General features: G+C 42.7%; 17 protein-coding genes. All 17 read right to left on the reverse strand.

The genetic code is table 11. From position 1 onward, the window contains the following. Positions 1-37: 37 nt before the first annotated feature. The 17 genes from ABIB50_RS20190 to mraZ all read right to left on the reverse strand — a co-directional run bounded on the left by ABIB50_RS20190 (position 38) and on the right by mraZ (position 21,055). A complete protein-coding gene (locus ABIB50_RS20190; RefSeq protein ID WP_429382712.1) occupies positions 38-214 on the reverse strand; it encodes a histone H1 in 177 nt (58 codons plus the stop codon). A gap of 273 nt (positions 215-487) precedes the next feature. Beyond that, positions 488-2,005, reverse strand: a complete 1,518-nt coding sequence (locus tag ABIB50_RS20195) for an FG-GAP repeat domain-containing protein (protein WP_429382714.1) — start codon at positions 2,003-2,005, stop codon at positions 488-490. Positions 2,006-2,124: 119 nt separating this feature from the next. Then, entirely contained in the window at positions 2,125-3,651 is a 1,527-nt protein-coding gene (locus ABIB50_RS20200) for an FG-GAP repeat domain-containing protein (protein ID WP_429382716.1), read from the reverse strand. 150 nt (positions 3,652-3,801) lie between these two features. Further along, a complete protein-coding gene (locus tag ABIB50_RS20205) occupies positions 3,802-5,043 on the reverse strand; it encodes an aminotransferase class I/II-fold pyridoxal phosphate-dependent enzyme (protein WP_429382718.1) in 1,242 nt (413 codons plus the stop codon). 162 nt (positions 5,044-5,205) lie between these two features. Next, entirely contained in the window at positions 5,206-6,831 is a 1,626-nt protein-coding gene (gene ftsZ, locus ABIB50_RS20210) for a cell division protein FtsZ (RefSeq protein ID WP_429382720.1), read from the reverse strand. 137 nt (positions 6,832-6,968) lie between these two features. Then, complete coding sequence (gene ftsA, locus ABIB50_RS20215; RefSeq protein ID WP_429382722.1) at positions 6,969-8,312, reverse strand: cell division protein FtsA; 1,344 nt, start codon at positions 8,310-8,312, stop codon at positions 6,969-6,971. A 1-nt stretch (position 8,313) separates the two neighbouring features. Then, positions 8,314-9,186 carry a cell division protein FtsQ/DivIB gene (locus tag ABIB50_RS20220; protein WP_429382724.1) on the reverse strand — a complete coding sequence of 291 codons (873 nt, stop codon included), beginning with the start codon at positions 9,184-9,186 and terminating at the stop codon, positions 8,314-8,316. Then, complete coding sequence (gene murC / locus ABIB50_RS20225) at positions 9,179-10,534, reverse strand: UDP-N-acetylmuramate--L-alanine ligase (protein WP_429382726.1); 1,356 nt, start codon at positions 10,532-10,534, stop codon at positions 9,179-9,181. Before murC ends, ABIB50_RS20220 begins: the two co-directional genes overlap by 8 nt. 46 nt (positions 10,535-10,580) lie before the next feature. Beyond that, positions 10,581-11,741, reverse strand: a complete 1,161-nt coding sequence (gene murG / locus ABIB50_RS20230) for an undecaprenyldiphospho-muramoylpentapeptide beta-N-acetylglucosaminyltransferase (protein WP_429382728.1) — start codon at positions 11,739-11,741, stop codon at positions 10,581-10,583. A gap of 43 nt (positions 11,742-11,784) precedes the next feature. Continuing rightward, complete coding sequence (locus ABIB50_RS20235) at positions 11,785-12,948, reverse strand: FtsW/RodA/SpoVE family cell cycle protein (protein ID WP_429382730.1); 1,164 nt, start codon at positions 12,946-12,948, stop codon at positions 11,785-11,787. Positions 12,949-13,047: 99 nt separating this feature from the next. Beyond that, on the reverse strand, positions 13,048-14,436 hold the full coding sequence (gene murD, locus ABIB50_RS20240) for a UDP-N-acetylmuramoyl-L-alanine--D-glutamate ligase (protein ID WP_429382732.1): 1,389 nt from the start codon (positions 14,434-14,436) through the stop codon (positions 13,048-13,050). A gap of 31 nt (positions 14,437-14,467) precedes the next feature. Further along, positions 14,468-15,709 carry a phospho-N-acetylmuramoyl-pentapeptide-transferase gene (gene mraY / locus ABIB50_RS20245; RefSeq protein ID WP_429382734.1) on the reverse strand — a complete coding sequence of 414 codons (1,242 nt, stop codon included), beginning with the start codon at positions 15,707-15,709 and terminating at the stop codon, positions 14,468-14,470. Further along, a complete protein-coding gene (locus tag ABIB50_RS20250) occupies positions 15,710-17,170 on the reverse strand; it encodes a UDP-N-acetylmuramoyl-L-alanyl-D-glutamate--2,6-diaminopimelate ligase (RefSeq protein WP_429382736.1) in 1,461 nt (486 codons plus the stop codon). Beyond that, the gene (locus ABIB50_RS20255) at positions 17,167-19,293 is read right to left on the reverse strand and encodes a penicillin-binding transpeptidase domain-containing protein (RefSeq protein ID WP_429382738.1); all 2,127 of its coding nucleotides are present in this window, start codon (positions 19,291-19,293) and stop codon (positions 17,167-17,169) included. The genes ABIB50_RS20250 and ABIB50_RS20255 overlap by 4 nt, the downstream gene beginning before the upstream one ends. Further along, the gene (locus ABIB50_RS20260) at positions 19,290-19,694 is read right to left on the reverse strand and encodes an FtsL-like putative cell division protein (RefSeq protein WP_429382739.1); all 405 of its coding nucleotides are present in this window, start codon (positions 19,692-19,694) and stop codon (positions 19,290-19,292) included. The genes ABIB50_RS20255 and ABIB50_RS20260 overlap by 4 nt, the downstream gene beginning before the upstream one ends. 1 nt (position 19,695) lies before the next feature. Continuing rightward, positions 19,696-20,601, reverse strand: a complete 906-nt coding sequence (gene rsmH, locus ABIB50_RS20265; protein WP_429382740.1) for a 16S rRNA (cytosine(1402)-N(4))-methyltransferase RsmH — start codon at positions 20,599-20,601, stop codon at positions 19,696-19,698. Next, a complete protein-coding gene (gene mraZ, locus ABIB50_RS20270; protein ID WP_429382742.1) occupies positions 20,591-21,055 on the reverse strand; it encodes a division/cell wall cluster transcriptional repressor MraZ in 465 nt (154 codons plus the stop codon). The genes rsmH and mraZ overlap by 11 nt, the downstream gene beginning before the upstream one ends. Positions 21,056-21,217 lie beyond the last annotated feature (162 nt).

Consider the following 21,217-nt stretch of genomic DNA (forward strand, 5'->3'; position numbering starts at 1 on the left):
TATTGCATGCGTAGTAAAAGACGCAATGCCTACGCCTCTACGCTTTGTTTTTAGCTTCCTGAACTTCCAGGCGGATAGATTGTGCCAGATTTTTAAGGTCTTGCATCCCTTTGCGAACGCGGGTACCGGCTGCACTGTTACCCTTGTTGTAAAACTTATCGGCATCCGCCTCAAGCGACGCGATAAGAGATTTTACTTCGTTGAATTTTTTCATTTAATTGCTCCTTTTAATATTTTATTAGGGTGATTGTTATACGAAAGCTAAGCTAAAATGTTTTTGCTTAAAAAAAAATACCTATAAATAGTTTAAACAGAGTTTTTTTCCACATTTTTCTACTTCTGTTAAACTTATAATTCCCTCATTTGGACAAGATTAAGGGTTATTATCCTGTTGATATTATAATAGAATTTCTTGAAAAATAATATTATTAAATTAACAGAATGCCTGTTATAATTGGCAACCGATCATGATAAAAATCGACAGTCATTATTTTTTGCCGCCCTTACTTACGTTCTTTAAAACTATAAATAATGGTTGCCGGGCGGCACCAACTGGCTCTGGTGCGATAAAACCGCTACCCAGCACCAGGTCTGTCTTTCCATCTCCATCTATATCCCCGGCATCCATCGTTAATGCTTTGGTGAAAGGTGTACCGGGCGGTAATTTATAAGCCTGAAAATTAAATCCTCCCTTATTTTCTAAATATACAAAAGCCTCCCAGGTTGATTTGCTTGCCGGGAAAGCGCTGATGGTGGCTATATCAAGGTCGCCGTCACCATCAAAATCTTTAGCTATAGCCTTGTAGCATCCATTTATTGGATAGAAGAATTTATTTACGAAATTGCCCTTCCCGTCATTTAAATAGATATATATACCGTGATAGGGTTTGGGTGTCTGGCTGTAATCGCCATTGTCGCCACAGGTGTAAATAATATCTTTATATCCGTCACCATTAAAATCGATCATATCAAAATAGCTTGAACCGTATGATGGCGGGAAACTTAATATCCGCTTTTCTTTAAAATTGCCCTTACCATCGTTTATATATTGAAAAATCCCCTCATCTCCCTGCGCAAAAAGCGCCCATATATATGGAATTTTGCCCGGGTTAGTATTATCAATGATCGTACGAATAGCACCGGGCTTTTCTCTTAATATATGTTCTTTATGCTTATCACCCAGCTCTTCAAACCAACTTAGCCTGCCCGTCATTTTACCAAATTGTGTAACCAGATAATCCAGTTTTCCATCCATATTCAGATCTACGATGTCAGTAGATAACGGACGGCCCAACCTATCCAAAATAAGCCTTTCCTGCATTGCAACCTTACCGGTTTTATCTACGTTGATTTCTTTAACCGTTCCTTTTTTCGCGTTGGTCGACCATAAGTCGTCCCCAATAGATGTTGCAGTGATATTATTGTTATTAAACATCATATCTACAATAGCGCCATCCATAAGCGATGAATTAACTGTTTTTATTTTATCATTTAAAACTATTAACCGGTTGCGCACACCATCAGCTACAAAAAGCCGGTGGGGGGTAACGCTCTCGTCAATTTTAACACATGAGGCTAATGATTTTCCAGAAACCCATTCGGCAGGTGTAGGCAGTACCTTAAAAAAAGGCAATCCACTTTTAGGTTCAGCTCGATCCGGGACAGGTAAATTTTCGGGAGCTTTGCTAACGTAATAACTAACTATTTGCCGCCACCCAACAGAATCGATACCAGGCTTTTGAGGCAGATAGCTCATATTACCTGTTTGAGAAGTTAAAATACTGTCGGGGATATGGTATTTAGCCCCCAGGTATAAACCCATAAGCGGCAATACGCTATTTCGCCAGGTGTTTTTACCTAATAAAGAAGGATTTGGTAATTGATGGCAGGTTTGACAGTAGGTAGCGGCCAGCGCCTCCCCTTTACTTATATCATCCGCACTATATTGCCCGGAAGTACCTTGTGAAGAGGATGTATTAGTTGAGCTATTGCATTGAACAAGCATTATACACATCAAAACAAGTAATGCTATAACGTTTGCTTTATTAGATGATAGCATATTGCTTTTATTAGGTTGATATGTTAGTGATACCAAATTGAGCCGGGCTATTAGCGCTCTGCCTGTTATTTTTTATTTGCCTTGCCGCTTATGTTCTTTAAAACTATAAATAACGGCTGCTTAGGCGGATCACCCGGATCCATGGCAGCAAAGCCGGCGCCCAGCAACAGGTCGGTTTTTCCATCGCCGTCTATATCCCCGGCATCCATAGTCATCCCCCGTGCAAACGGAGTACCATTAGGTAAGGTATAAGCCTGGAAGTTTAAGTTTCCTTTATTCTCTAAGTACACAAATGCCTCCCACTGGGTTTTGTGGCCCGGGTATTCGCTAATGGCAGCTATATCCGGGTCTCCATCACCGTCAAAGTCTTTAGCAATAACTTTATTACACCCACGAATTGGATAGAAATACTTTTGGGTAAAGTTATTCTTGCCATCATTTAAATAAATATATACACCGTGGTAAGGTTTTAAGATCTGGCTATAATCCGCATTATCGCCGCAAGCATAAATTATATCTTTAAAGCCGTCGCCGTTAAAATCAACCAAATCAAAAGATATTGAGCCGTATGATGGCGGGAAACTTAATACTTTTTTTTCGGCAAAGTTGCCTTTGCCATCATTTGTATATAAGAAAATACCCTCATCACCCTGGCCAAAAAGCGCCCAGATATCAGGGCCCAGCTTATTGCTATAATCAAAAATGGTTTTTAAACTCCCCGGCTTATTTCTTAATACATGCTCCTCAATTTTATCTCCTGATTTCTCGAACCAGCTTAGTTTGCCGGCCATTTTACCAAACTGCGTAATTAGGTAATCTTGTTTGCCATCATGGTTAAGATCGGCTATATCAACTGATAACGGGCGGTTCAATCCTTCAAAAAGAGCTTTACCTTTTGAACTAACTACCCCTTTCTTATCAATATCTATGTCAGTTATATTGCCGTACTTAAAATCATTTGCCTGCAAATTGGGCCCTATAACAGTTGTAATAATCCGGTTATTTTTGAACAGCATATTTACTATGGCGTAATTTAAGTTAAATGCATTTAACTTTTGCGCCTTGTCATTTAAGATAATCAGTTTGTTATCCAAGCCATCGAATACAATAAGCCGGTGTGGGCTTACACTTTCATCTATTTTAACATATGATGTTAATGCTCTTGGTCCAACCCATTCGGCAGCTGCGGGCTCTATCTTAAAGAAAGGCAATTGGTGTATTGGCTCCGCCCTGTTTACCGTGGGCATATGTGCCGGAGATTTTGTAACGTAATAGGCCACTATTTGCTTCCATTTTTCAGCATCCATGACGGGGGTAACCGGGATGTAATCTTTATTAATATCCGGCGAATTTACCAGGCTGGCAGGCGCAGCAGATGGAATGCCCAGGTATATCCCCATAATAGGCAGCACATGTCTTTCCCAGGTGGCTTTGCTTAATAAAGAAGGATCCGGCAATTTATGACAGGTTTGGCAGTAGTTAGCTGCCAGCGCTTGCCCTTTGCTTACATCATCCGCACTATATTGGCCGGACGCATTTGATGAAGATGAATCATTGGTTGAGCTATTGCATTGAACAAGTAATACAACCATCAAGACAAGGCATGTAATAATGGTTGTTTTAATAGATAAGCGCATAAATTGGTTCTGATTGAAATTGATTATAAATATATTTAAAATATATTAACAAAAATGCCACCTCCGTAAGAGATGGCATTGGTTATTTGGGTTAAGATATTTTAACTAAACCGCTGTTAAATTTTCGCGATAGTGACCGGCTTTCAATTTCTCGCCCATTTCGCTGTACGCGTCTAAGGTGCGCTGTACATCTTCTAATGAATGTGCTGCTGTTGGGATCAACCTTAACAATATTAGCCCCTTAGGGATAACCGGGTAAATTACAATTGAGCAAAATATACCATAGTTTTCGCGCAGGTCGCGGGTTAATGCGGTGGCTTCGTATAAGTCGCCTTTTAAAAATACAGGGGTAACCATGGTATTGGTAACGCCTAAGTCAAACCCACGCTCTTTTAATCCGGCTTGCAAAGCCTTAGTGATCTTCCATAGATTTTTGCGCAGTTGCGGTTGCGATTTAAGCAGCTCAAACCGTTTTTTAAGGCCCAATACCATTGGCATAGGCAATGCCTTAGCAAATATCTGCGAGCGCATGTTATAGCGCAAATAATCAATCACCGTTTTATCGCCGGCAACAAATGCACCAATACCCGCCATTGATTTAGCGAAGGTGCCAAAGTACACGTCTACACCTTCAATGCAATCCTGCTCCTCGTGCGTACCGGCGCCTGTTTTACCCATGGTACCAAAACCATGCGCATCATCAACCAGTATCCTAAAATCAAATTTATCTTTAAGCGCGATGATTTCTTTTAACTTACCTTGTGCGCCTGACATGCCAAACACGCCCTCGGTAATTAATAGTATACCGCCACCGCTTTGTTCAACCAAACGTGTTGCATGCTCCAGTTGCTTTTGGCAGCTTTCCAAATCATTATGCTGGTAAACAAAACGTTTACCCATATGCATCCGCAAGCCGTCAATAATACAGGCGTGCGATTCGGCATCATAAACAATAACGTCATTACGGTTAACCAAAGAATCAATAATTGACACCATGCCCTGGTAACCATAATTTAACAGGTAGGCATCTTCCTTGCCTACAAATTCTCCAAGGTCGGCTTCCAATTCTTCGTGGTGGATTGAGTTGCCCGACATCATACGGGCGCCCATTGGATAAGCCATTCCGTAATCGGCAGCAGCTTGTGTATCAGCCGCTCTAACTTCAGGATGATTTGCCAATCCTAAATAATTATTCAAACTCCACACTAAATGCTCTTTACCATTAAATTGCATGTGCGGACCAATCTCGCCCTCAAGCTTTGGGTATGAAAAATAGCCATGTGACCATTTTTGATGCTGGCCCAACGGACCACCCATGCTACTCGTAATTTTGTCAAATAAATCCAAACTACTATCTCTATTTATCGTTATCGAATTTGCAAATATAAGGTTTTATACGATTTTTTAAGTGATGAAGATCATTGTTCATGATATGATCTTATAAAAAAGGAGATACCAAACGGAATCTCCTTTTTATAATGAACTATGCGCTAAACCATCTCTCAGATATTAATCTACATTATCGTGTAAGAATGAATTGCTGTCGCGGATCTCTATTTTACCTTCACTGTCGGGCAATAAAGTAAAGCGCGATACCTGGCTTTCGTCTGATGCAGGGGTTTCCTGTAAAGCTACTTCTTTACGTTTATAGGCCGGCACATTCTCTAATTCCTGGATGTTGCCGCTGCGCAATTTCATGCTCAGATCCTTTAAGCGCATAATGCGTTCGCGGGATTTGCGCAATTGCTCTTCGATAGACTCATCAGTCTTATGTTCGTCGGCGCTAACGGGCTCTGGTGTTGGCTCAACTATTTCTTCCTCTACCTCGGCTTCAAAATTTATTATAGTTTCAATTTCAGGTTCTGATAACTTGAAGGTAAATTCAGGCAAATCATTTTCAAGCTCGCCTATAGGCTGCTCATCTATTTCCTGGAAATTATATTTTACCATTGCCGGTTCAGCGTCGGCGTCTTCAGGACGTGTGGCAGCAAACAGATCGAATAAGCCGGTTTGTTTTTGCTCTTCTTTTGGTTGTGGCTGCTGGCCCTTCATGTAAGGCTCGGCAGCAGTGCCTTCACTTACAGGATTGATAAACTCATTTACAGGCCTAACCAACGGCGCATCAGGAACCAGCATGTTAACAATTTTCTTGCTGCTGTATTCTTTTTCGCGCTCGTCTTTAGTTTGGAAACCGGTAGCGATAATAGTTACTGATAGCTTATCACCCAAATTCTCGTCGCGGCAGTTACCCCATATCAGGTCTGCGGCAAGGCCGGCTTCTTCCTGGATGTAGTCAGTAATAATACTTACCTCATCCATAGTTACTTCCTTCTCGCCCGAGCTGATGTTTAACAGGATATAGCGTGCGCCTTCTATCTCATTATCTTTCAATAATGGTGATGATAAAGCACCTTCCACAGCACGTAAAGCACGATTCTCGCCCTCGGCAGCGCTGCTGCCCATGATAGATACGCCACTGTCTTTCATCACAGTGCGCACATCTTTAAAGTCGACGTTTATATAGCCCGGTAAGGTGATGATCTCTGCAATACCTTTGGCTGCCGTAGTTAAAATATCATCAGCCTGTGCAAATGCCGATCCTAAGGTTAAGTTACCGAAGATCTGGCGCAGCCTGTCGTTTGATATTACCAGGAATGAATCAACATATTTTTTCAACTCTTCCATACCTGCATCAGCCTGCATTTTACGGCGTTTACCTTCGAAAGAGAATGGGGTAGTTATAATACCAACGGTAAGGATATCCATTTCGCGGGCGGCTTTGGCTATGATAGGGCTTGCGCCTGTACCGGTACCACCACCCATGCCTGCTGTAATGAACAACATTTTGGTATTTACACCAAGCATTTGTTTTATATCGTCAATATTTTCAATAGCCGAATTTGCACCAACCTCGGGTATAGAGCCTGCGCCCATACCTTCTGTTAAACTTGCACCTAATTGTACTTTGTTAGGGATAGGGCTTAACTCCAAAGCTTGCGCATCAGTGTTACAGATTATAAAGTCTACGCCCGTAATACCTTGCTTGTACATGTGGTTTACTGCATTACCACCACCGCCACCAACACCAATAACTTTGATGATTGACGACTTTTCTTTTAACATCTCAAATTGCATAATCCTTGTTTTTCAGCTATATGTGATTTGACGAATTTTACATTTCACCATTGTAATATTAGCACTTTTTCAACAACCTTTTTCCACAAATGTGTATAATGTGGAAAAGTTAGAGGTTGTTGATAAGTACCGCTATTTTACTTCAAAAAATCCTCGTCCTTAATATCGTCTTTAATAAATTTCTTTCCGCTTTCCAGTATTTTACCAAATAAACCAAACTTTTTATCCTCACCGTATTTTACTTTTACTTCCTGGGCTTCAACAGGTACCTGTACCTGGCCGTTGTATTCCATTTTTTGGATACCTTTTATCAACAGGCCTATACCTGTAGCAAAAGTTGGGCTTTGCAGCTCTTCGTAAACGTTTTTAGGCAACACCTCGTTTTTAGCCAGGTGCTCATTAGGATACCCTACGCGGCAATCAAGCCCGGTAACAAACTCAACCATTTGCGGCAAATGTTTAAGCTGCGCGCCACCACCGGTTATAACTACACCGGCAATTAATTTCTTTTCGTACCCGGATGATTTGATCTCATAATACACATGCTCTACAATCTCCTCCATCCTTGCCTGGATAACAAAGGCCAGGTTTTTTATCGAGATCTCTTTTGGCTCGCGTCCGCGTAAACCCGGTACACAAACAATTTCGTTCTCCTTATTTTCTTCAGCTAAGGCTGATCCAAACCTTACTTTCAATTGCTCTGCAATGTTTCGCATAACCGAGCAGCCTTCGCGGATATCCTCGGTAACACTGTTACCACCAAACGGGATAACGGCAGTATGGCGGATAATACCTTCGTGGAAGATGGCCACATCTGTAGTACCACCACCAATATCAACCAATACCACACCGGCTTCTTTTTCCTCATCGCTCAATACCGACTCAGATGATGCCAATGGCTCCAGGATTAGCTCCTGGCTCTCTAAATTGGCTTTGTTAACACATTTAACAATATTTTTAATGGCAGTTACCTGTCCCGATATAATATGGAAATTGGCTTCAAGGCGCACACCCGCCATGCCAATAGGATCTTTAACACCCGGTTCGCTATCAACCGTAAACTCCTGCGGTAAAACGTGGATGATCTCCTCGCCCGGAGGCATTACCAGGTTGTACATATCTTCAATAAGCTTATCGATATCCTTGCGGCTTATTTCTGATTGCAGGTCCCTGCGCGTTATTAGGCCGCGGTGCTGCAAGCTTTTAATGTGCTGCCCGGCAATACCTACATTAACTACCCTTATTTCTACGTTTGATTGCGTACCCGCGATATCAACTGCAGCGGTAATGCCCTGTACGGTTTTGTCGATATTTGAAACTACCCCACGGGTTACACCCGCAGACTCGGCCTTGCCAATGCCCAGGACTTCGATCTTACCGTTTTTGCTGCGGCGGCCAACAATTGCGCAAATTTTTGTGGTACCAATATCCAATCCCACTACAATTGGCGAACTTTTTTCTTGTGTTGAACTCTTATCCATATTAATGTTTTATTAGAGATGTGTCTTTTTTAATTTTTGATGTATCGGCCCGCATTTTAAGCGAGTCGGCGGCTATTTTCATTCTTAGTGAATCGGCCTTTGAATTTTTTATGCCTATTATTTGATTAGCGTATTTAATATTAATCACCTTATAAGCATCCCATCCAACCTGCGGTAATGCCTGTTTGTAAAATGCCATCAGGTTATGAAATTTAAGCTCCAGCGAATCGGCGCTACCTAACAGGATGCGTTGGTTACCAACTCGTGGGATCAATTCAATTTCATGGCCAGCATTTACGTAGATCTGTGCGATCTGCGCATCCCAAAGGGAGTCCTGCCTGATGAACGAAACCGTTTTAAAAAGATCCTTCGCTAATGCCGTGTGTAAAGTATCTACCTTATTACCAAAAGGCTCGTCAATAAATCCGTTTACGGCCAATACCCTTGCGGTAAAATTGTCAGACAGGGGGATTTTTAACCCGTTTTTATCAATATAAAAGTCCTGATCAAACTGGTTCATAACCCGCATAATAGGTTGGCGCTGCGATATCTCTATCATAACTACTCCGTCCATATCGGCATATACTTTGGCATACTCAATAAATGGGTTAGCCTTTAGCCTGTTTTCCAAAGTATGCAGGTTGATATTGTCAATCTTGCGGCCCACCAGCGTAAAGCTGCTTAGCTGCAAAATGTTCTCTACCTCTTTTTTATCAATAAAATACTGGCTGCCGGGGATGTAAATTTTCACGTCCTTACAAACCACTTCGGCTTTTTTAATTTCAATAAAACTCATCAGCACCACCAAACCACCCAGGCAAATCAGCCAGGTAAAGCTTAGTAAGAGTATGCGCCATATTGGTTTCTTAAACATTTTCTAAAGCACTTTTTAACGGTTGTACTAACTGATCAATATCGCCGGCCCCTACTGTTAGCAGCAGTTCGGGCATATCTGATCTTACTTTATCTATCGCTTCCTCCTTGCCTAATATTTGTTTGTTGGCTAATTTCATCCGGTCCATTATCATGGCCGAGGATACGCCTTCAATAGGCAGCTCGCGCGCCGGGTAAATATCAAGCAGTATTAGTTCATCGCTCATATCCAACACCTCGGCAAACCCGTCCACGAAATCGCGGGTACGGGTAAATAAATGAGGTTGAAAAATTGTTGTGAGTTTTTTATTTGGATATAATTTTTTAACCGATGTAATAGCCGCCCTCAACTCTTCCGGATGATGCGCGTAATCATCTATATAAATATGGTTATCATTTTTAACGATATATTCAAACCTGCGTTTTACACCCCTGAATGATTCCAACGCGCTTTTTACAGCATCTGCAGAAACACCCACCAGCAATGCCGCTTTAATAGCAGCAACCGAATTTTCGATATTATGCAAACCGGCAATACCCAGTTTAATGTTGGCAATGCTTACACCGGCGCTTTTAAAATCGAAATAAAAATCACCATTCTCAATACGGATGTTTTGCGCCATTGCATCGGCAGTTTCACTGATGCTGTAGGTAAAGCCGCCATCCAACGGTAAGCCCTGGCGATGTATCAATGTTCCGCCCGGTTTTATTTGCGATGCGTACAGTTTAAATGATTCGGTCAGTTGTGCATGGTCGCCATAAATATCCAGGTGATCTGCATCCATTGATGTTATAATAGCAATATCCGGGTATAAGGTCAGGAACGAACGGTCATACTCATCAGCTTCAACAACCACAATATCATTATTGCCAAACAATACATTGGTATCATAATTTGAAGCAATGCCACCCAAAAATGCCGAGCAATCTTTACCTGAATCTTTCAGGATATGCGCTACCATGCACGAGGTAGTGGTTTTACCATGCGTACCTGCTACGCCAATAGTAAACTTGCCTTTGCTAATCAGCCCCAATACCTGCGATCGTTTCCACAATACAAAGTTCTTCTTCTGGAAAAAGCCTAAGATCTCCGAATCTTTCGGGATAGCCGGCGTGTAAATTACCAGCGTACTATCATCCAGGTCGCGGAAACTTTTTAGCACAAGTTCACAATTATCTTCAAAAACAACCTGGATACCCTCATGGCGCAGCGCGTCGGTAAGGTCGGTAGGTGTTTTATCATAGCCGCAAACAATACAGCCCAAATGACAGAAATAGCGTGCAAGGCCACTCATGCCGATGCCGCCAATGCCAATCAAATAAACCCGTTGTACGTTGCGTAATTCCATCTTTTTAAAAAGCCCTGTCCCGATTACATCTGGACAGAGCTAAGATTTAATTGTTATTAATTGTTATTTGTATAACCTCTTTCGCGATCACTTCATCAGCATTTGGCAGTGCCATTTTGCCAATGTTATCGCTTAATTTTTTTTGTAATGCTTTATCATTTAAAAGCTCTAAAGCTTTATTTATTAATTTCTCTTCGGCATCCCGGTCGGCCACAAAAATGGCTGCCTGCTCGTTAACCAATGCCAGCGCGTTTTTGGTTTGATGATCCTCGGCCACGTTTGGCGAAGGCACCAATATAACCGGCTTTTTCACTACGCACAGCTCGGCAATAGTGCCCGCACCTGCCCGCGATATAATCACATCGGCAGCGGCATAAGCCAGGTCCATACGGTTTACAAACTCCATTATCTTAATGTTGGGGTGATAATTTTCGCCCAGTTGTTCAATAATGGTTTTATAATAAAACTTTCCCGTTTGCCAGATCAGTTGCACATCGGCAGCTATTATTTTATCCAGCGCGGCTAATACGCTGTTATTTAAAGTTCGTGCGCCTAAACTACCGCCTGTAACCATTATCGTTTTCTTTTCGGTTGATAGCTTATAAAGCTCCAATGCCTGCATTTTTTTACCGGCCACATCAACCGATTCACGGCGGATAGGGTTACCTGTTTTTATCAGCTTTGCTGCGGGGAAAAACTGCTCCATGCCATCAAACGCCACACAGATTTTCCTGGCTTTTTTACCCAGCCATTTGTTGGTGATACCGGCATACGAATTTTGCTCCTGGATCAGATACGGGATTCCTTTTAACGACGCCGCGTACAATAACGGACCAGAAGCATAACCACCCACACCAACAGCGGCGTCGGGTTTAAAATCTTTTATAATTTGCAGCGCTTTGTTCACGCTGTTAAACAACTTTACCGGGAACATCAGGTTTTTCCAAACCGACTTACGCTGGATGCCCTGGATATTTAAACCAATAATTTTATAACCGGCAGCCGGCACTTTCTCCATTTCCATGCGGCCATTAGCGCCAACAAATAAGATCTCGGTGGCAGGGTCAAGTTTTTTCAAAGCATTGGCAATAGCAATAGCTGGGAAGATATGCCCCCCTGTGCCGCCGCCGCTAATGATAATGCGCTTAGCCCCCCCCGCCCCCTGAAGGGGGCGCTTTTGATTAGCTATGCTTTTATTTCCTGCCATTTTAATTTTTATATATTTTTCCCCCTTTAGGGGGCTAGGGGGCCTAAACTGTTGCTAAGTTTCCCACTTCTTTTATTTCGCCTACTACAATTTTCTTCGGATCTTCTATATCCCTGCTTACTGATAGTATAATACCAAACGCTATACTGGTAAATAACATGGATGTACCCCCCATACTCACAAACGGTAAAGGCACACCCGTTACCGGCCCTAAGCCAACAGCTACCGCCATGTTTGCAAATGCCTGTATAGTTAAACTAAAGCTTAAGCCTGCCGCCAACAGTGCGCCAAATGCCTTGGGCGCCTTCGTGACAATTTTTACACATCGATAAAGTAAGAACAGGTAAATGCATATTAATACTATACCACCTACCATACCATATTCTTCTACTATAATGGCGTAGATCTCATCAGAATATGCCTCGGGCAAATAGTTTACCTCGCTGCTTTTGCCCGGGCCTTTGCCAAATACTCCACCGGTAGCTATAGCTATCTTAGCATGATCTGCCTGGAAGGATTTATCCGGATTAGCAGCTTCGGGATGCAGGTATGTATGGATCCTCGAGGTGTAAGTTTTACGACGCGGACCCAGGAAGATAACTCCCGTTAATAATATCGCTCCCGCTAAACAGGTTATGGCTATTTGTTTTATGCTGATACGGCCAATGATTAACAACAGCACACTTACACCAAAAAGCATTAATGCGGTCGAAAGGTTTGCCAGGGCTATCAAAATAAATACCGAGCAAACAGCGCCCATTATCGGGATAAATGATTGCTTAACATCTTTAATATTCTCCTGCTTGCGCGACAGTGACCTTGCCAGGAAAGTGATAAGCGCCAGTTTGGCCAAATCGGATGTCTGGAAACTTAAGCCTGTACCCGGGATAGCTATCCATCTACTCGCATCGTTTACATGGTTACCAAACAAAAGCGTGTATAACAACAATGGTATGGTGATATACATTAATAGCTTTGAGATGCCCGAGTAATAACGGTAATCCAGCTTATGCGAAATATACATCAGCACAATACCACCTACTATCATCGCCAAATGCTTCATCAATATCGACTCGACACCTACCCCGCGTTTATACGCCAATGATCCAATAGCGCTATACACCGACAACAGCGATATTAACGACAGCAATATGACGATAAGCCATATCCAGCGATCTCCTTTAATGTTGTGTAGTATCTGGTTCATTTGCCCCCTAACCCCCTCAAGGGGGAATATTAATAGCTTATTATTTATCTCTTTTATATAGTCACCCTCCGTTGCTCCCCCTTTAGGGGGCCGGGGGGCTTACAACTCTTTCACAGCCGCTTTAAATTGATTACCTCTATCTTCGTAATTTTTAAACAAGTCAAAACTTGCACAGGCGGGTGATAATAATACCGTATCGCCTTTTGTAGCTAAATGATATGCCGCTTGTGCTGCTTCTGTTGCCGATGCTGTATTTACTATAATGTCAACCACATCTTCAAAAGCTTCATGTATGCGTTGGTTGTCCTTACCCAGGCAAACTATTGCTTTCACCTTTTGTTTAACCAAATCTTTCAACATCGAATAGTCGTTGCCTTTATCTACACCACCAAGTATCAGCACTACATCGCTGGTCATGCTCTCCAAAGCGTACCAGGTAGAGTTAACGTTGGTAGCCTTTGAATCGTTTATAAAACTAATGCCTGATATTTTGCCTACCGACTCCAGCCTGTGTTCAATATTTTTGAACGTAGCAAGGCTTTCGCGCAGCGTATCACTGCGTAATTCCAGCACTTTTGCTACTATGCCTGATGCCATAGAGTTGTAGATGTTGTGCTTGCCTTGCAGGGCCAGTTCTGTAATTGACATTTCAAAATGTTCTTGAGGTGTGTTTATGACAATATTGTCGTTTTCGAGATCTGCTCCCGTTGCAATTTTTTTTTCTATCGAGAAAGGCAATTGCCTCGCTTTAAACTGGCGGCTTTGCATCCCTTTAATTGTCTCCGCGTCATCTGCACAGTAAATGAACACGTCATCGGCTGTTTGATTTTGCGTGATACGGAACTTCGATGCCGCGTAATTATCCAGTTTGTAATCATACCTGTCTAAATGATCGGGCGTGATGTTTAGCAACACGGCCACATCTGTTTTAAACTGGTACATGTCATCCAGCATAAAGCTGCTTAGCTCTAACACATAGCAATCGTGCTTTTCGGTAGCCACCTGGTAGGCAAAGCTTTTGCCTATATTACCTGCCAGGCCAACATTTAATCCTGCGTTTTTAAGAATGAAATGTGTAAGACTGGTAGTAGTGGTTTTCCCGTTCGATCCGGTTATACCTATAATTTTCGCATTAGTGTATCTGCCGGCAAATTCAATTTCTGAGATTACCGGCATGCCTTTTTCCTTTATTTTTTTGATGATAGGCGCCTTATCAGGGATACCCGGGCTTTTTATCACTTCAATAGCCGATAAGATCTCGCTTTCGGTATGTTGGTTTTCCTCAAAACGAATATTCCAGCCTTGCAATTGTTCTTTATAATGAGGAGCGATAGCACCAAAATCTGATACAAAAACATCATACCCCTGCTGTTGGGCAAGGTATGCCGCACCCACTCCGCTTTCGCCGGCACCAAGGATCGCAAGCCTCGCCCCCGCCCTCTCCAAAGGAGAGGGAGATGCAGCAGATATGTTAATGTTTTCGTTCATTCTTTTTACTAATCTCTAATCACTAATTAACTTAGCGAAGCTTTAATGTTATAAATGTTAAAATGGCCAGCATTATACCCAGGATCCAAAAACGGGTTACGATCTTAGCTTCATGAAAACCCTTTTTTTGGTAATGGTGATGCAATGGCGACATTAAAAATATCCGCCTGCCTTCGCCAAATCTCTTCCTTGTATATTTAAACCAGCCTACCTGCAGCATTACCGATACATTCTCTACCAGGAATATGCCGCATAACAATGGCAGCAATAATTCTTTACGAATCAGAATAGCAAATACGGCTATAATACCTCCGATAGTTAAACTACCGGTATCGCCCATAAATACCTGGGCCGGGTAAGCGTTGTACCATAAAAAACCAACGCAGGCCCCCACAAATGCGCCGGCAAAAATTACCAGCTCCTCCGACTTAGGGATATACATAATATTCAGGTAATCAGAAATAATATAGTTACTGGATACATAAGCCAGGATCATCAGCGTAATCCCTATAATTGCCGATGTACCTGTTGCCAGGCCATCAATACCATCGGTTATATTAGCGCCGTTGGATATAGCAGTGATGATGACAATAACAAAAAACAGGAACACAAGAAGTGTGTATTTCTCATACCCCGGACCTAAAAACTTAAGCACTTTGGCATAATCAAACTCATTGTTCTTGTAAAAAGGTATAGTGGTTTTGGTAGATTTTACATCCTGCGTTAAAACAGGCTTATTACCTTTCATGTGGAAATCTATCTTGGTATCATATTGTACCGGTAGTTTTACTTCCTGCTGGATCAATACATTACTATTGTTGTACATAATAAAACCAATAATCAATGCTAAACCTACCTGGCCCACTATTTTAAACCTGCCGGCTAAGCCTTCTTTATTCTTCTTAAAGATCTTAATATAATCATCAAGGAAACCAATGGCGCCCAGCCATACGGTTGTTATCAGCATCATAATGATGTAAACGTTACCCAACTTGGCAAATAACAATGTTGGCACCAAAATACCCAGGATAATAATTAAACCACCCATGGTAGGTGTACCGGCTTTTTGCATCTGGCCCTCTAAACCAAGGTTCCTTACTGTTTCGCCAACCTGTTTGTAACGCAGATAATCAATTAACCGGCGACCGTAAACGGTGGTCACAATTAATGACGTAATTACTGCCATAGCCATCCTAAACGTGATGTATTGAAACACCCCGCTTCCCGGTATGCTATAGTTCTTGTTTAAATAGGTAAATAGATAGTATAACATTTACGCCATCAGTTTAAATTGGTTCAGTAACTCTTCCTTATCATCGAAGTGATTTTTCACACCTTTTATTTCCTGGTATTTTTCATGGCCCTTGCCGGCAAGCAAAATGATATCTCCCGGTTGGGCCAACATGCAGGCGGTTTTAATTGCCTCGTGCCTATCGGTAATACTAACGGTATTGCGTTGCGCGGTTGGTGTAACTCCGGCCTCCATATCCTTTATGATCTGCGCAGGGTCCTCAGAGCGTGGGTTATCTGATGTCAGTATAACTTTATCGCTCCACTCGCAAGCTACTTTTGCCATCACCGGGCGTTTGGTTTTATCCCTGTCGCCACCACAGCCTATAACCGTTATTACTTTTTCTGTTCCCTTGCGGATATTATGAATTGTACTTAACACATTCTGCACCGCATCTGGCGTATGCGCGTAATCAACAATGCCAATTATTTTGTTTGGCGATATCACATAATCGAACCTGCCTTCGGCGCCGTGTAACTTGCTCAAACTGGTTAAAACTTTGGCGCGGTCCTGGTCTAACAGCATCGCGGCAGCATAAACGGCTAAAAGGTTGTAGGCATTAAAACTGCCCACCATTTTAAACCAAACCTCGTCGTTATCTATCAGCAACAATAAACCGCCGAATTGATTTTCAAGGATCTTACCTTTATAGTCGGCCATGCTTTTTAGGGCATAGGTTTTTTTATGCGCTTTGGTATTTTGCAGCATTACGCTGCCGTTCTTATCGTCGTTATTAGTTAGGGCAAAAGCGTTTTTAGACAACCCATCAAAGAATGCCTTTTTAGCTTTCAGGTAGTTATCAAATGTTTTATGATAATCTAAATGATCGTGAGTCAGGTTCGAGAATATGCCGCCGGCAAATACCAAACCTTCAATACGGTGTTGTGCTACCGCATGCGAGCTTACTTCCATAAAGCAATAATCGCAGCCCTGCGTTACCATATCGTCTAACAAACGGTTAAGCTCCAACTGGTCGGGCGTGGTATGGGTTGATGGGATAACCTTTCCGTTGATCTGGTTCTCGACAGTTGATAACAACCCGCATTTATAACCCAGGTCGCGGAACAACTGGTATAATAAAGTAGCAATAGTAGTTTTGCCGTTGGTACCGGTTACGCCCACCAGCTTTAATTTATTAGATGGGTTATCGTAAAAATTAGCAGCCGTAATCCCTAAGGCAACCGCCGAATCTTTCACCATAATAAAATTAACTTCACCAACGGTATGGCCAGGCAGCTCTTCGCAAATTATTGCTACAGCACCGTCCTTTATAGCTTTTTCAATATAAGTATGGCCGTCGACCTGCGTACCTTTTACCGCAACAAATAAACAACCGGGCACAACTTTGCGCGAATCAAACACCACAGCGCTGATCTCCACATCCGCCGCGCCTTGCAACTCGGTGAATGGTAGTCCGGTTAATATGTCGCTCAGGTTTCTCATTGCAACGCTATGGTTATTCTTGATTTTTTAGGTATAACACTTCCGCCTGTTACAGATTGTGCAACAACAACCCCGCTACCTTTAACACTTACTTTATAACCGGCATTACCCAATACATATAGCGCATCGCTTAAGCCCATACCTGTTACTGTTGGCACGGTGCCGGTTTTATATTTACTTTCTTCAAACGGCAATCCCGCGCTGGTATCTAAACCGGCGGCGGCTGTTGATGCATACAACGGCTTAACACCCAATTTGCCAAACACCTGTTTTAAAGCGGCTAAATTGCCTTGCTTTACTTTTGGCATGGTGGTATTGCCCACAAAATGCACCGGCGCATTGTGTTTTATTTCGATATCGCTGGCATAAACTCTATCCGCTATTTTCCTGAATACCGGCCCTGCAACCCAAGCCGCCAAATGCGAACCTACCTGCGGGTTACTGATAACCACGATCATGGAATATTTAGGATGATCTGCCGGGAAATAACCGCAGAACGATGCCTGGTGCGAATCCTTCGCACCATAACCCAACGCACCGTTTGCTATTTGAGCGGTACCGGTTTTACCGGCAACGCTATATAGTTTATTTTTGATGACTAATTTGCCGGTACCCTCTAACACCACGCCTTCTAACAAGCCTTTAACTTTAGCCAACGCTTCGTCCGAACATACTTTAGGATTGATAACCCTTGCCTGGAAACGCTCGATAGTATTACCCATGCTGCGGATTTCGCGCACAAAAATCGGCGCTATCATTTTACCGTTGTTGGCTACCGAGTTATAGAAGGTGAGCATCTGCAATGGCGATAATTTAGACTCATAACCGTAGGCTATCTGCGCCAAACTTTGCAGCTTATTCCAGCTTTTTGAATTTGGGGTCTTAATCAGCGGCTGGCCTTCGCCCGGTATTTGCAGTTGGTTTTTTTCGTTTAAATGATAACTGTATAATTTATCAGTGAAAGCTTTTGGATCGTTTCTATAACTCGCGGTAACCAGCTTTACTGCACCTACGTTTGATGATTCTTCAAATGCCCGGCGCGCGCTGATCACACCACCGGCATCTTCGGCATCTTTTATCTTTAAGGCAACCTTGCCGTTACGCGGGTTCATTATTTCATACCTGCCATGTTGGATATCAACCCGGGTACTGGTATCTATTTTCTTATCATCCAGCATCGCCATGTACGATGCCAGTTTAAATGTCGAACCGGGCTCCGCCTCGGCACCAATGGCGTAGTTAAATTTCTCTTTATAATCACCTTCTTTGGTACGGGTAAAGTTGGCTATGGCGCGAATCTCGCCGGTAGCTACTTCCATCAGTACTACGGTGCCAAAATCTGCCTGTATGCTATCTAATTGTTTCTTTAAAGCTTTTTGCGCAACGTCCTGGAAGTTTACGTTTATGGTTGATATGATATCAGCGCCATCTTTAGCGGTTACTTCATCTTCGTCATCATTTACCGGTACATAAACGCCGCCGGCAATACGCTGCATTAAGCGTTTGCCATTTTCTCCGTTGATATAGCTGGCATAAGCACCTTCTAAACCAACCGGGTTTTTAACATTCTCATTTACATAACCTATGGTACGCGCTGCTAACGATTGAAACGGCAGGATCCGTTTATTTTGCTGGATCACAATTAATCCGCCTTTGTATTTACCCATCCTGAAGATCGGAAACTTACGGATCTTTTTCAACTCGGTAAAAGTCACCCTGCGGCGGATCAACTGGTAGCGCGAGCTATCCTTACGGGCATCGCGCAACATGCGCGAGTATTGGGTTTCTGATTTATCAGGATATAACTCGGCCAGCTTCATCGCCAGCGAATCTACCTTACCATAAAAAGATTTATCATCTTCAATACCGCCGGCAAACATATCCATGTGCAGTTCATACTCAGGCACCGACGTTGCCAGTAAGCTCCCATCAACGGAAAGGATATTACCGCGCGAAGCCTCTACGTTTTCGTACCGGGTTGACATTTTAGACGCCATTGCCTTCCATTTTTCACCCTGTACAAACTGCAGGCGGTACATCTGTACAATTACCGCTACTGAGAACAGCACTATCAGGCCAAAGGCCAGGTAAACACGAAGCAATATGTTGGTTCTGATACTCATTGTGCAGCATCCTCCCTGATGGTAATTTTTTGCGCCGGTTGTAATGATTCTTTTATCCCCAAAGTATCTACCCGTTTAGCCACCTCTGATAGTGTGCTTTTATAGGCCAGGTCGGCTTTGGTTACCTTATATTCCCAGGTCAACTCGTGTACTTCCTTAGTTAACTTATCTATATCTCGGATATTTTTTTCGGCCAGGTGGCGGTTGCCTATGTATATCATGCCCAGCAAACCCAAAAACAATACAAACGGTAAAGCGCGCGTGGCCTCATCAGTACTAATAAAGCCCTTGGTTAAAAATTTGGTCAAAAAGTTCTCAGGAATCTCCTTTACGGCTTTTTCCTCCACGATCAATTCGCTCTCTTCTATCTCCTCCGGAATCTCTGTGCGTAAACGATTCATCTTACTTTTTAATTGCTATCCTTAATTTTGCACTGCGTGCCCTGTTATTGCTAAATATTTCTTCTTCTGATGCGGTTATCGCGCCGCGGCTTACCGCATCAAACGGCTTTTGGTCGTTACCAAAAAAATCCTTCTCTACCTCGCCGCTAAATTTGCCTTTGGCGATGAAATTCTTTACCAGCCTGTCCTCCAACGAGTGGTAAGACATTACCACCAGCCTGCCGCCTGTTTCCAATACCTCGTCCGTCTGGATCAAAAAATCCTTTAAAGCTTCCAACTCCTGGTTAACTTCAATACGCAGCGCCTGGAAAACCTGCGCCAGGTATTTATTTTCTTTCCCTTTGGGGATGCGTGCCGAGATCACATTTTTCAGATCGGCAACGGTTATAATCGGTGCGTTTAACCGGGCGGTTACAATTGTATTTGCCAGCGATTTAGCGTTTTGTATCTCACCATAAATACCGAAAATGCGGTGCAGCTCGGCTTCCGTATAGTTATTTACTACTTCTTTGGCGCTCAGCTCTGCCGACTGGTTCATGCGCATATCCAACTCCGCGTCAAAGCGAATAGAGAAGCCACGCTCGGCCTGATCAAACTGGTAGGATGATACACCAAGATCAGCCAGTATCCCATTAACCGGGATAGCGCCATGCAGGCGGCAAAAGTTTTTCAGGTAACGGAAATTTTGATCGATAAACACAAAGCGTTCATCGTCAATTAAATTTTGCTGCGCATCTGCATCCTGGTCAAAAGCCAGCAGCTTGCCATCAGGGCCTAAATGCTTTAAGATCTCTTTAGAATGGCCACCTCCGCCAAAGGTCACATCTACATAAGTGCCATCTTTCTTAATATCCAGGCCATCAATACATTCCTGCAGCATTACAGGGTTATGGTAATTACTCATCATTCCCCCTTCCTGCGCTACCCATTACCTCTTCGGCAAGGTTTGCAAAATTTTCAGGCTCGTTATCCAGCTGCGCATTATACGCTTCTTCGGCCCAAACCTCTATTTTATTGAACTGACATGATAGCACCACATCGGCATTAATGCCCGCATATTCCAATAACGACTTCGGCAAAAGCACCCTGCCGGCACTATCCAAACTCAATTCTGACGCGCCACGGGTGAAATACCTGATAAATTCGCGCGTCTTTTTTTCGTATTGATTAAGCTTGCTCAGGTCCTCAACTATCTTATTCCATTCTTTTCGGGTGTAGATTACCAAATGCTTTTCGAAGCCGCGATTGATCACAAGGCCCTCATTAACAGCTTCGGGAAGCTGTTTTTTGAGGCCAACAGGGATCATCATGCGTCCTTTGGCATCCAGTTTACAATCAAACTCTCCTAAAAAATTAGACATAGTTACACTTCGGCAATTATTGTAACGTAAAAGTAAATAGCTTTTACCACTTTTAAACACTTTTTCCCACTAAAAGTTTTCAACATTATTTAATAGTACTTTTTTCCCACTTTTGGCACTATAGCGATTTAATTGCCTGATTAGTAGTTTTTAAGCGATCAA

The organism is Mucilaginibacter sp. UYCu711, from assembly GCF_050433825.1.
Classification (GTDB): domain Bacteria; phylum Bacteroidota; class Bacteroidia; order Sphingobacteriales; family Sphingobacteriaceae; genus Mucilaginibacter.